Annotated in this window: 10 protein-coding genes; 4 read left to right on the top strand and 6 right to left on the bottom strand. The window is 67.5% G+C overall.

The features are described 5' to 3' along the window. Nucleotides 1-156: 156 nt before the first annotated feature. From ACHMXA_RS00405 to ACHMXA_RS00380, 6 genes are all read right to left on the bottom strand, one after another. On the bottom strand, nt 157-1,434 hold the full coding sequence (locus tag ACHMXA_RS00405; protein ID WP_395317602.1) for an NAD(P)/FAD-dependent oxidoreductase: 1,278 nt from the start codon (nt 1,432-1,434) through the stop codon (nt 157-159). Nucleotides 1,435-1,482: 48 nt separating this feature from the next. Next, nucleotides 1,483-2,388: a GNAT family N-acetyltransferase gene (locus tag ACHMXA_RS00400; protein WP_395317601.1), complete on the bottom strand. Its 906-nt coding sequence runs from the start codon at nt 2,386-2,388 to the stop codon at nt 1,483-1,485. An 11-nt stretch (nt 2,389-2,399) separates the two neighbouring features. Continuing rightward, complete coding sequence (locus ACHMXA_RS00395; RefSeq protein WP_395317600.1) at nt 2,400-3,725, bottom strand: NAD(P)/FAD-dependent oxidoreductase; 1,326 nt, start codon at nt 3,723-3,725, stop codon at nt 2,400-2,402. 79 nt (nt 3,726-3,804) lie between these two features. After that, on the bottom strand, nt 3,805-5,259 hold the full coding sequence (locus ACHMXA_RS00390; RefSeq protein WP_395317599.1) for an aldehyde dehydrogenase family protein: 1,455 nt from the start codon (nt 5,257-5,259) through the stop codon (nt 3,805-3,807). 46 nt (nt 5,260-5,305) lie between these two features. Next, a complete protein-coding gene (locus ACHMXA_RS00385; RefSeq protein WP_395317598.1) occupies nt 5,306-5,659 on the bottom strand; it encodes a cupin domain-containing protein in 354 nt (117 codons plus the stop codon). Between the two features lie 182 nt (nt 5,660-5,841). After that, on the bottom strand, nt 5,842-6,768 hold the full coding sequence (locus ACHMXA_RS00380) for a LysR family transcriptional regulator (protein WP_176668419.1): 927 nt from the start codon (nt 6,766-6,768) through the stop codon (nt 5,842-5,844). A gap of 118 nt (nt 6,769-6,886) precedes the next feature. Here ACHMXA_RS00380 and ACHMXA_RS00375 point away from each other — a divergent pair, with 118 nt between their 5' ends. From ACHMXA_RS00375 to ACHMXA_RS00360, 4 genes are all read left to right on the top strand, one after another. Continuing rightward, nucleotides 6,887-7,852, top strand: a complete 966-nt coding sequence (locus ACHMXA_RS00375) for an alpha/beta fold hydrolase (RefSeq protein ID WP_395321182.1) — start codon at nt 6,887-6,889, stop codon at nt 7,850-7,852. A 90-nt stretch (nt 7,853-7,942) separates the two neighbouring features. Continuing rightward, entirely contained in the window at nt 7,943-8,734 is a 792-nt protein-coding gene (locus tag ACHMXA_RS00370; protein WP_395317597.1) for an SDR family NAD(P)-dependent oxidoreductase, read from the top strand. A 40-nt stretch (nt 8,735-8,774) separates the two neighbouring features. Then, nucleotides 8,775-9,095, top strand: a complete 321-nt coding sequence (locus ACHMXA_RS00365) for an antibiotic biosynthesis monooxygenase (RefSeq protein ID WP_176668416.1) — start codon at nt 8,775-8,777, stop codon at nt 9,093-9,095. Between the two features lie 960 nt (nt 9,096-10,055). Continuing rightward, nucleotides 10,056-12,791, top strand: coding sequence for a type VI secretion system Vgr family protein (locus ACHMXA_RS00360; protein ID WP_395317596.1), 2,736 nt, complete (start codon nt 10,056-10,058; stop codon nt 12,789-12,791). Nucleotides 12,792-12,796: the final 5 nt, after the last annotated feature.

The raw sequence follows: 12,796 nt of genomic DNA, 5'->3' as shown, positions 1-12,796 counted from the left end.
GCCGCTTTCGCGCGGAATTTCCCGCGGCCAGCAGGCCGAGTCACGCAGTCGTTCGTTTATATGCGTGACGGGGTTTGTTGAACTAATCCACTACCTGCCTGCCTGCGCGGTGGCAACGAGCCAGCGAGCCCCTGGCCCTTGGCGTCGCCGAGGCGTTCAGCGCACCCAATCCTGGAAGCGGTAGTAGGCGCCCACGATGGGAAGAAACCACGGCTTGCCGAAATGGCCGGGGATCGCCGGCCAGTCGAAGTCGCGCCATGGATTGAGGTCGGCGCGGCCGTCCAGCACCTCCGCCATGATCGCGCCCATGTAGGTCGACATGTGGGTTCCGTGGCCGCTGTAGCCCATGGAATAGAAGAGCCCGTCGCGCTCTCCGGCGCGTGGCAGGCGGTCGCGCGTCATGTCCACCATGCCGCCCCAGCAGTAGTCGATGCGGGTGTCCCTGAGTTCGGGGAAGAGCTCCACGAGCGATCGCTGCAGGATGGCGCCGCTCTTTTCATCCGACGCGGGGTTGCTCGCCGCGAAACGCGCGCGGCCGCCGAACAGGAGGCGGTTATCGGGCGTGACGCGGAAGTAGTTGACGAAGTTCTTGGTGTCCGTCGTCATGCGCCGCCGCGGCGTGAGGCGGTCGAGCACCTCGACCGGCAGCGGCTCGGTCACGATGATGAATGCCCCGACGGGAACGATGCGGCGGCGGATCCAGCCCAGCGGCCCCACGGCCGAGGTGCCGGTCGCCAGCAGCACCTGCCGGGCGTGGACGCTGCCGCGGGGCGTGTCGACCCGATGCGCCGAGCCGCCCTGGCGTTCGAGGCCGGTGACGGGCGTGTTCTCATGGATGCGCACGCCGCGCCTGGCAGCCGCCACGGCCAGGCCGTGGCCATAGCGGCCCACGTGCATGCCTGCACTCTTGCGCAAGACCAGGCCGCCGAAATATCGATCGGAGCCGATCTCGCTGCGCAGTTCCGCCCGCGTGAGCATGTGGGTGTCGGGGTCGCATTCCTTCTCCATCAGCGCCTGCGAACGCGCCAGCTTGTCGTAGTGCTCCGGCTTGGCGGCCAGCTTGAGCTTGCCGACGCGCTTGAAGTCGCAGTCGATGCCTTCCTCGGCGATCAGCGACTCCACCTTGCACACGCCCGCATCGAACGCGCGATAGAGCATGTTGGCGCGCTCTCGCCCCAGCCTGCCCGCCAGCGCGCAGTAGTCCTGCGCGAAGCCGTTGTTGCACATCCCGCCGTTGCGGCCGGAGGCGGCGCTGGCCACTGTCGCGGCCTCGAACACCGCGACGCTCGCCCCCTTCTTCGCCAGTGCGATGGCGGCTGACAGCCCGGTGAAGCCTGCGCCCACCACGGCGACATCGACGCTGCCGGCGGGTGCATCGGTCTGCCCTCCGGTGAACCTGGGGGCGGTATCGAGCCAATAGGGCATCAGTTTCATGAACGAACTTCCAGCGCCCGCGAAGACGCATGCAGGGGGAGATGAAGGTCAGCCGAACGACTGGTTGGAAAGGGCGAACAGGCGTGCGGTCGCACGGGAATCGACCGGGTGCGCCCGGGTTTCGCGCACCATGGCCACCGCGCTGCCGACGCAGGGCAGGCCCGATTTCTCCAGCCATGGGGACAGGCCGGCGGCATCCGTCACGTCGATGCGAAGGAACCGGCCGCGGGCCAGGCGGGCGAGCGCGGCGATGAGGCCCGTTGCGTCCGCCGCGGCATCTGCGCCGGACGCGACCACCGGACCGATCACCAGGCCGCGCCCGAACTCCCGCATGCAGGCGTAGGCCGACGCGCCGGTCCCACGGTCGAGGACCATCGTCGTTCCCGCGCCGAACAGCGCATCCAGCAACGCGGTCCGGTCCATGCCCGTGGCGGCGAGATCCAGTTGCCGGACCTTGCCGGCGTCCGCCGCGTGCATCGGACGCACGCCCGCCGGCACGGGTGCGGCGGCCAGGGCGACCGTGCCGTCCATCGCAGCCTGGTGCTGGAACACCCGGCCGCGGGCGACGAACCCGAACTGCGCATAGAGCGGGAGCCCTTCCTTCGTGGAGTTCAGCAGCACCGTGCGGTCGCGCGCAGCGTCGAGCAGGCTGCTCACCAGGGCGCGCCCCAGGCCCTGCCCCTGCATGCGCGCGTCGACGATGATCATGCCCACCGAGGCATGCGTCCGGCCGTAGGGCCACCACATCGCCGTGGCGACCAGGCGGCCGCCGGCCTGCGCCGCAAAGCCCTGGCCGAGATCGAAAGCGAAGCGCCAGTCGGCCTCGCGATACGGCCAGTCCAATGCGGCGGACAGCCTGACCGCATCCGCCAGATGCGCCTCGCGCAGCGCGATCAATTGCGGCGGCGGCATCCTGCGCGCCGGTGCGTTCAGGCCGCGGGAGGGCTCGGACATCGTGGCGATTCCTAGAAGTCGGCCACCTTCCCGCGCGCCGAGGCGAGGAATCTGTTCGGGTGGTAGGGGCGGGGATCGACCAGAGGGGGCGTGCCGCCGACGATGTCGGCAATCAGGTGCCCGGCGCCCGGGCCGATGCCGAAGCCGTGGCCGCTGAAGCCGGCTGCCAGCACGAGCCCAGGCAGGCCCGGCATCTCGCCGATGCCGGGGACGCCGTCGGGCGTGCTGTCCACGTAGCCGGCCCAGGCGGCGGTCACCGAACTGCCCGCCAGCGCCGGCACCAGTTCGACCGCGCGCCTGTATGTCAGGTCGACAACCGGAGCGTCCGCCCTCGGGTCGAGGATGCGCATGCGCTCCATCGGCGTGATCTCGTCGAACCGCCATCGGGCGCGGCCTTCATGGCCCGAGCGGATGCCTTCGAGTCCACCGGGCGCGAGATTGCGCCATCTCCGCTGGAACATCGGCAGGAACTGCGGCGCAAAACGCAGCAGCTGCGGCGTCGGGTCCACGCGCCCCCGGCCGCTGATGGCCAGCGTGTAGCCGCCGTCGGCGCGGCGCGTCATGGACACGCCGGTCGTGTGGAGCGCCGCGGGAATGTCCTTGCCTGCGGTGGCCACCGACAGCGCCGTCTGCCGGATCGCGGCCTGGGGAAAACGGATGCCGTATTGGCGGCAGAACGAGGACGCCCAGGCGCCTCCGGCGAGCACCGCGACCCTGGTGCGGATCGTTCCGCTCTCGGTGACCACCGCGCAGACCTGGCCGCCTTCGGTTTCGAGGCCCCGCGCCGCGCAGCCCTGGTGCACGGTGCCGCCGAGCTTCATGAAGGCGCGCGCCACCGCCGGAGCTGCTCGGGAAGGGTCCGCGGTGCCGTCGGTCGGCGCGAAGACGCCGCCCTTCCACGGCTTGCCGGTCGCGCGGCCGCGCTCCGCCGCTTCGCCCGCGGTCAGCATGCGCGTCTGCACATTCACGGAGCGCGCGAATTCGCCCCAGCGCGCCCAGCCGTCGAGCTCCTTCTCGCTGTTGCTGAGGTAGAGCAGCCCGCATCGGCTGAACCCGGTGACCTCGCCGGTGTCCTCGGTGAATCGCTCCCACAGGTCCAGGCTCTTCGTGGCCATCGGCAGTTCGCGCGCGTCCCGGTTCTGCTGCCGGCACCAGCCCCAGTTGCGGCTCGATTGCTCGGCGCCCACGCGCCCCTTCTCGACCAGCGCGACCTTCATGCCGCGCCTGGCCATGTAGTACGCGGCAAAGACGCCGATGATGCCGCCGCCGATCACGACGACGTCGGCATGTGTCGGCAGTTCGGGACTGGACTCGACGGCGGATAGAGGCGCAGGCATTCTCGGTATGTCCCTTGAGCGTCAATGAAAACTTGAAGGCATGCGCGGCGGCGATGGCGGTCGATTCCCGCAGGCGGCGTCAGTAGCCGACGATCGCCTTGGTCTCGAGGTACTCCTCGAGCCCGTGCACGCCGTACTCGCGGCCGTTGCCGGAGCGCTTGTAGCCGCCGAACGGCGCGTGGCTGTTCCATGCCGGGTAGTTGATGTGCACCTGGCCCGCGCGCAGCTGCGATGCCACGCGCCGCGCCCGCTCACGATCGGCGGACTGCACGGCTGCGCCGAGTCCATAGACCGTGTCGTTGGCGATGGCGATGGCCTCTGCTTCATCGCGATAGGGCATCAGCACCAGCACGGGGCCGAATATCTCTTCCCGCGTCACGCGCATGCCGGGCGTCACATCCGAAAAGACCGTCGGGCGCGCAAAGTAGCCGTGCGCCAGGCCCTCGGGCCTGCCCGGGCCGCCGCAGACCAGCCTGGCGCCTTCGTCGATTCCGCTGGCGATCATCGACTGCACCCGTGCGTACTGCGCGGCGTTGGCGATGGGGCCCATCGAGGTCTTCTCGTCGCGCGGGTCGCCGACCACGATGCCGGAGACCGCCTCCGCGGCCAGCGATTCCACCTCGGCCAGCCGCGATGCAGGCACCAGCATGCGCGTCGGCGCGCTGCACGACTGGCCCGCGTTGCGCATGCCCGCGAGCACGCCCTTCGCCACGCCCTGCCTGAAGTCGGCGTCGTCGAGGAAGATGTTCGGCGACTTGCCGCCCAGTTCCTGCACGACGCGCTTGACGCTCACGGCGCCCGCCTGGGCCACGAGAACGCCGGCGCGCGTCGAGCCGGTGATGGAGATCATGTCGACGTCGGGGTGCGCGGCCAGTGCCGCACCGACCACCTCCCCCGTGCCGCCCACCATGTTGAAGACGCCGGCGGGCGTGCCGGTGTCGTGCATCACCTGCGCGAAGAGCCGCGCACTGAACGGCGACAGCTCGCTGGGCTTCAGGACGACCGTGCAGCCGGCGGCGATCGCCGGCGCGACCTTGGCGGTGATCTGGTACAGGGGCCAGTTCCAGGGCGTGATCAGCGCGCACACGCCGATCGGCTCCTTGGCGATCGCGAAGGAATCCTTCTGGGAGAGGAACTCGTATCGCTCCAGCACTTCGATCTGTGCGCGCACGTGGGCGATTCCGAACGGCACATGGGCAGCTCGCGCGAAGCCGATGGGTGCTCCCATCTCCGTCGTGATGGCCTGTGCGAACTGTTCCGCCCGCTCTTCCAGCAGCGCGAGGATCCGGCCCAGCAGCGCCACGCGCTCGCCGACCGTGCTCCTGGAGAACGAACCGAAGGCGCGGCGCGCCGCGGCGACCGCCAGGTCCACGTCCGCCGCGGAGCCGGCCGCGACATGCCCCGCCACCGCTTCGGAAAACGGATCGACGACCGCGATGCCCGGGGCTTCGGCGCGGGCCTGCCAGCGTCCGTCGATATAGAAGGAGCGCGCGCCGTCGCCGTCGCTGTTGCTGCCGTTGTCAGGTGCCGTCATCGGGCTTCACTCCACGCGTGGTTCGGCTGTGAAGGGGCAACGCGGCTCAAGCGGTCACCCATACCTTGCGCACGGTCTCGATGGTGCGCCACGTGCCGACGTAGCCCGGCTTCATGATGAAGCAGTCGCCGGCCCGGTAGGTGATGGGCGCGTGGCCCTGCTCGGTGATCTCCACCACGCCGGAGAGGATCAGGCAGAACTCCCACGTCTGCCCCTTGATGGAGTGATTGACGCCCACCGTCGACTCGAACACGCCGGCGCGCACCGTTCCGTCCTTCGCGCTGTCGACGTCCCAGTTGCGGCACACGATGTCGCCTTCGACGACGCGTTCCGCCGGCGGACGGTATTCACGGGGCTCGCCGAGTTTGTCGAGTTCGAAGGGGATGAGAAGCCTGGACATCGAAAGCCTTTCTTGCGGGTTCAATGCCGATCAATGCTAAGGAAAACGCTGCCGCATTGATGCTGAACGATGCAGGGAGAAAAGCGTGAAATGTGCGTTTGCGGGGGGCCCTCGGTGGATCGTGCCGCGGCGCCGGGTTCCATCGAAACCTGCGCCCCCGGTGCCTCGGGCCGGCAGCGGGGTCACTTGCCGATGGCCGCCGATTCGCCTTCTTCCCACGGCGGATCTCGCAGGGCCTCCACCAGAAAGTCGACCATCACCCGCACCTTCGCGCTGAGGTGGCGCCGGCTTGCGTAGATCGCCAGGATGTCGATGGGAGGCATGCGAAAGCCGGGCATGACCTCGACCAATCGACCGGCCCGCAAGTCCTCTCCGATCACGAAGCTCGGCTGCCAGATCACGCCGACGCCAGCGAGCGCCGCGGCACGGGCGGTTTCGCCGTTGTTCGCCCGCAGCGCCCAGCGCACGCGCACGGACTCCAGCGTCCCGTCGGGGCCTGCGAACTGCCACTCGTCGGATGTGGCGCCGTACGTGTAGCCCAGGCACTGGTGCCGCCAAAGGTCCGCCGGGACCTCGGGCATGCCATGAGTCGCCAGGTATTCGGGTGAGGCGCACACCAGGTTCTGCGAGCGGCCCAGGCGGCGCGCGATGTGGTTGCCCGACGTGGTCCGCGAGATGCGGATGGCCAGGTCATAGCCCTCTTCGACGATGTCGACCACGCGGTCGATGAGCGCGATGTCCAGCTCGACGTCGGGATACTTCGCCATGAACCTCGGCCACAAAGGCGCCAGCACGATGCTGCCGAAACTCAGCGGCGCGTTGATGCGCAGGCGCCCGCGCGGCTGGAGCGAGGCGGTGGTGGCCAGCGCCTCCGTCTCCGCCACTTCCTCGAGGATCGACTTCGCGCGATCGAACAGCGCTTCACCACCCTCGGTGAGCGAGAGGCGCCGCGACGTGCGGTTGATCAGCCGCGTGCGCAGGTGGGCTTCCAGCTCGTTGACATAGCGCGTCACGTTGGCCGGAGAGGTGTCCAACGCGTCGGCCGCCTTGGTGAAGCTGCCCCGCGCGACCACCGTGACGAACACCTCGTAAGCACGCAGTCGGTCCATGGCGGTTGGCTCCAATCATTCAGGAAAGCTGAATGAGTAAACCATCTTTGGGCTCTTTCTGGAAGTGAAGCTGAATCATAAATTTGCGTCACCTCGAAACACAGAAAGGAAGCTCAGCATGACCCCGACCCAGCCCACCTCCCTTCCCAGCCCTGTCCGCCGGACGTTGATTGCTGGCGCGGCCGCGGTCGGCGCCGCACTTGCCATGGGTGCCCCGGCGCATGCCGCACCGGCCATCGACGCCGTCCCGGGCTTCCGCGCAGGCAGCGCGCAGGTGAACGGCACCCGCATCGACTACCGCATCGGCGGCTCCGGCCCGGCCGTCGTGCTGCTGCACGGCTACGCCGAAACGGGGCACATGTGGAATCCGCTGATGCCGCTGCTCGCCAAGACGCACACGGTGGTCGTGCCCGATCTTCGCGGGGCCGGCAATTCGTCGAAGCCGGAGACGGGCTACGGAAAGAAGAACATGGCCGTCGACATCCATGAGCTGGTCCGCTCGCTGGGCATTCGCAGCGCCAGCATCGTGGGCCATGACATCGGCTTGATGGTGGCCTACGCGTACGCTGCCCAGTTTCCTTCGGAGACGGACAAGGTGGTGCTCATGGACGCCTTCCTGCCCGGCATCGGCGCATGGCAGAACGTCTGGCTCCTTCGCGACCTCTGGCATTTCCACTTCCACGGCCCGACGCCGCTGGCACTCGTGAGCGGGCGCGAGCGCATCTATTTCGAGCATTTCTGGAATGACTTCGCGGCGGACCCCAAGCATTCGGTGCCCGAGGCCGATCGCCGGTTCTATGCAAAGGCCTACGCGCAACCTGGCGGCATGCGTGCGGGATTTGAATATTTCAAGGCCTTCGAGCAGGATGCGGCAGAGTTCGCGGAATTGGGCAAGACGCCGCTGCCCATGCCGATGCTGGTCCTCTCCGGCGAAAAGGCGGGCGGGACGTTCCTGATCGAGCAGGGCAGGATGGTGGCGACCAACGTGCAGGGCGTGATCGTCAAGGGGTCCGGGCACTGGCTGATGGAAGAGGCGCCGGGCCAGGTCATCCCGGCGCTGATCGACTTCCTGGGCCAGGGCTGACGGGCCCGACTCGCCTCCCGACGGCACGGGTGGCAAATCTTCACGGACACGGATACGGACACGGACTTCGAACCGACAAGGAGAACGGATATGGACCTTCAACTCAATGGCAAGCTGGCGCTGGTCAGCGGCAGCACGGCCGGCATCGGCTACGCCATCGCGCACACCCTGGCCCAGGAGGGCGCGAGCGTCATCGTCAACGGCAGGTCGCAGGCGGCGGTCGACGAGGCGGTGGAGCGCATCCGACTGGAGACGCATGGCACGGTGACCGGCCACGCCGCGGACCTGAGCCGGGCCGACGCCGCCGAGGAGGTCGTGCGCCGCAACCCCGGCATCGGCATCCTCGTCAACAACCTGGGCATCTTCGAGGCCAAGGCTTTCGAAGACATCCCCGATGAAGACTGGCAGCGCTTCTTCGACGTCAACGTGCTGAGCGGTGTGCGCCTCGCGCGCCTGGTGCTGCCCGAAATGAAGCGCGCGAACTGGGGAAGGATCATCTTCATCTCGAGCGAAAGCGCGGTGCAGATTCCGACCGAGATGATCCACTACGGCATGACGAAGACCGCGCAGCTCGCGGTTTCGCGCGGGCTCGCGGAAGCGGTTGCCGGCACGAACATCACGGTGAACAGCGTGCTGCCAGGCCCGACGAAATCGCGCGGCGTCGGCGACTTCGTGGAAGGCATGGCGCGATCGAGCGACAAGAGCTTCGAACAGGTCGAGGCGGAGTTCTTCGACCACGTCCGCCCCACGTCGCTGATCAAGCGCTTCGCCTCGCCGCAGGAGGTGGCCTCGCTCGTGGCCTACGTGGCAAGTCCGCTCGCATCGGCGACCACGGGAGCGGCACTGCGCGTCGACGGCGGTGTCGTCAAGAGCGCCTTCTGACGCGGAGCCTCGAGGCCGCCTGCCAGGAAGTGGGACCACCATGACCAACAAGCCCAAGCCCGCTATCGCCCGCATTTGGCGAGGCCGAACCCGGCCCGAAGTTGCCGACGAGTACGAAGCCTACAACCGCGCCGAGGGCGTACCGCCGTTGGAAAGGACCGCGCTCGGCGTCCAGCTACTGCGAGAGGACCGCGAGGACGAGACCTGGTTCACGACCATCTCTTACTGGCCCGACATGGAATCGATGACCGCCTTCACGAAGGGCGATCCGCTGACCGTCCACCACCTTCCGCGGGACAAGGAGCTGTTGATCGAATTGCCCGAGAGGATCCAGATTCATCGCATCGTCGTGGATCGCTAGAGGTTTCTGCGCCCGCGCCGGTCGAGCGCGGACCGGCGGACCGGCGGAAGGGGGAGCATCGGAAGCGGCATACAAATCCCGCCAGCTTTGTCCGACGTGCTAGCCGGCGCGAAAAACACACACTGCGTGCTTCTTCGGTTTGGCGGTAGGAATTCGGAGGAACACACATGAGCAGTCGCAATCGACGAGGCCATCAGCATCCACAGCCGCCGGGAGGGGAGTTCTGGCTCCTGCTCGCCATGGCGGTGTTGATCGCGACCATCGCCCTGTTGCACCTCGCCGTCGAACGGGAGCGTGCGGCCGGGACCGTCCAGTTCGATTTTCAGAATGCCGTCCGCGACATCGAGCGTCCCCGGGGACAGGTACAAGCCTGCGCTGACCGCTCCCTGCATTCCGAATGCTTCGCCGAGACAACTCTGGGGACAGTTCCGGAACAAGTGGGGCCTTATCCACAGCCGGAGCGACTTCCAGGATGTTGTTCCATTTCCGGTTGCAGGCCGGAAGCAGGCACACGCACAGTGGTACGGGGACCGCAAGTCCTTGTCGCGAAAGGAAAAAACGCCGCTGTCCACAGCGCGGGTTTACCCTTATCTACTACTACTATCTTTAAATAACAGAGTAAGTAGATAAGAAGCGGAAGCTGGCCGACCGCGGCCACGCGCGCCAGCCGGCTGCCGGAAATCGCGAACGACCGGCTCGTCGGGCATCGACCTGTGAACATTCGACACCCCGGCTGTCGAGGGCGGGTGCGTGGCACGGCCGGCACGCGCAATCGTTCACGAATCCGCGTGCCATCTCGCCGCTGCCGGATGGAAGGCCGTGCGCGCCCGGATACTCCGACGAAACATGCCGCCGATCAGAGCGGCGATTTCAGGGAGGATCCATGTCCATCTTCGATGGCACGTGCCGGCATGTTCGCCCGGCGCCGTGCGCCGTTGCGTTTGCGTCCGCGGTGGTGCGATGACGCGCCGGGTTTCCATTCAGACCCCCTTGGGGGAAGCGCTGCAGTTCCACCGGCTGACCGGCCGCGAGGCGCTGAGCCAGCTCCACGATTTCGAGGTGGAGCTGCTGGGCAGCAGCAACAACGTCGATCCGAAAGCGCTGCTCGGCAAGACCGCCACCGTGGCGATGCAGACCGAGAGCGGCGGCACGCGCTACCTGGGCGGTGTCGTCGCATCCTTCGGCCTGGCCGGGGAGGACGCACGGCACAGCTTCTACCGCATGAGGCTGCGCCCGTGGCTGTGGCTCGCGACGCGGCGCAGCGACTTCCGCATCTTCCAGGGCAGGACCGTTCCGGACATCGTCATCGACGTGCTCGAAGCTTACGGCTACCCCGTGGAGAAGCGGCTGGCCCGCGAGTACCGCGTGTGGGAATACTGCGTGCAGTACGGCGAGAGCGACTTCTCCTTTGTCTCGCGGCTGTGCGAGCTGGAGGGCATCTATTACTACTTCCGGCATGAGGCGCAGCGGCAGGTGCTGGTGTTTGCGGATGACGTGTCGGGCTCGCACGATCCGTTGCCTGGAGGGGAGACGGTGCGGTTTCATCCGCTGGAGAAGGCGGGAATGACCGGGGGCGGCGATGGTTCGAACGAACGCATCCATGAATGGCGCACGAGCGAAGAAGTCCGCTCCGGCCTGCACTTCACCAACGACTACGACCCGCTCAAGCCAAAGGCGGATCTCTCCAGCCGACGGGAGCTGCGCACCGGCCACGCGCACGACGACATCGAGCTGTACGAATGGCCCGGCGGCTACAGGCACTACGACGACGGCGAGGCCTGCGCACGCACCCGCATCGAAGAGCAACTCAGCGGCGGCAGCGTTGCCAGCGGTCGCTCCAACAGGCGAGAGCTCGCGCCGGGTTGCATCTTCGAGCTGGCGGGCCACCCGAGGGACGATCAGAACCGCAAGCACCTTCTGATTGCCGTCGACTACGAGTTGAGGGAGAACCTCCGGGCCACCGAAGGCGCCGATGCCGGCGAAGGCTCCGTCCAGCGCTTTGGCTTCGAGGCGCAGCCCGTGAGCCATGCGTGGCGCCCGCCGCGCATCACGCCCAAGCCCCGCACCCGCGGACCCCAGACCGCCATCGTTGTCGGACCGAAGAACGAAGAGATCTGGGTCGACCAGTACGGCCGCGTGAAGGTGCAGTTCCACTGGGACCGTATCGGGCAACGCAACGAGAATTCCAGCTGCTGGATCCGCGTGTCCATGGCCTGGGCCGGAGAGACTTTCGGGGCGCCTGCGCTGCCGCGCGTGGGCCAGGAGGTGGTCGTCGATTTCCTGGGCGGCGACCCCGACTGTCCCATCATCACCGGCCGTGTGTTCAACGCCGAGAACATGCCCGCGTGGCGGCTGCCCGACCAGCAGAACCTATTGGGCCTCCGCAGCCGCGAATTGAATACCGGTGCAGCAGGCGGATCGCGCGGCAACCACCTGGTGCTGGACGATCAGCCCGGAAAGATCCAGGCACAACTCAAGAGCGACCATCTCAGCAGCAGCCTGAGCCTCGGCCACATCGGGCGCATCGACGACACGGCAGGCCGCAAGGACGACCGGGGCGAGGGCGCCGAGCTGCGTACCGATGGGCATGCCGCGGTGCGCGCCGCAAGGGGCTTGCTGCTCAGCACCGAGCCGAGGCCTGGAGCCGATGCGCACATCACCGATCTTGGGGAAACAGTCGCACGCCTGACGGCTGCGCGCGACCTGCATGAACGCCAGAGCCAGACTGCGCAGGAGGCGAAGGCGCACGAAGCGGGCGACCAAGACGCGGTCACGCAGGCCCTCAAGGAACAGAACGACGCGATCAAGGGCCGCCCTTCGCGGCAGGGAGATTTCCCTGAACTCTGCGAACCGCACCTCGTTCTCGCCAGTGCGGCCGGCATCCAGAGCACGGCGGCAGGTGCCACCCACATCGCCAGCATCATGCACAACGCGCTGAGCAGCGGCGGACACACCAGCATCAGCGCCGGCAGGAGCTTTCTGGTGAGCGTGAAAGAGGCCGTGCGCCTTTTCGCATACAAAGCAATCCGCCTGACCGCAGCCACGGCCGGCATCGACATCGTCGCACTGCAGAACAGCATCAACCTGCTGGCCAGGCTCGATATCAAGCTGGAGTCCGACAGGATCAGCATCACCGCCAAGGAAGAAATCGTCGTCAACGGCGGGGGTAGTTTTTCCAGGTGGAGCGCCTCGGGCATCGTTCACGGCACCCAGGGCCTTTGGCGCGAGCACGCGGCCACCCACAGCTACGCAGGGCCGATGGACATGGCCAAGCGCCGGCGCATGGAAGGCGTGAGCCACGACGACAAGTACAGCGTGCGCTTCGCGCCCCTCGGCAGCGACGAGATCTTCAAGCACGTGGGCATGTCGGGGCTGCCTTACCGGATCCTCGGCGAGAAGCGCCAGACGCTGGCCGAAGGCGTCATTCCCGACGACGGGCGATTGCCCCGCGTCGCGTTCGAAACGCCGGACGAGGCAGTGCTGGTGGTGGGAGAAGAAGCCTGGGACTGGACGCCCGTTCCGACGATTCGCACCGAGCCAGACAGCGCGGAAGACGATGCCCGGGCCGATGACGACGGCGAGACCGAGTCGCCGGGAGCCGAGGACTCCATGTACGCATCGGCTGCAGGTGCTTTCGACCCCGGCCACTTTCTTTCCGAGTCCGCCGTCGAAGCCCATCTGAACGGCTTCGCTTGAGCGAG

The organism is Variovorax sp. UC74_104 (genome assembly GCF_044055375.1).
Lineage (GTDB): Bacteria > Pseudomonadota > Gammaproteobacteria > Burkholderiales > Burkholderiaceae_C > Variovorax.
This window is presented reverse-complemented; position numbering and strand designations above follow the sequence as displayed.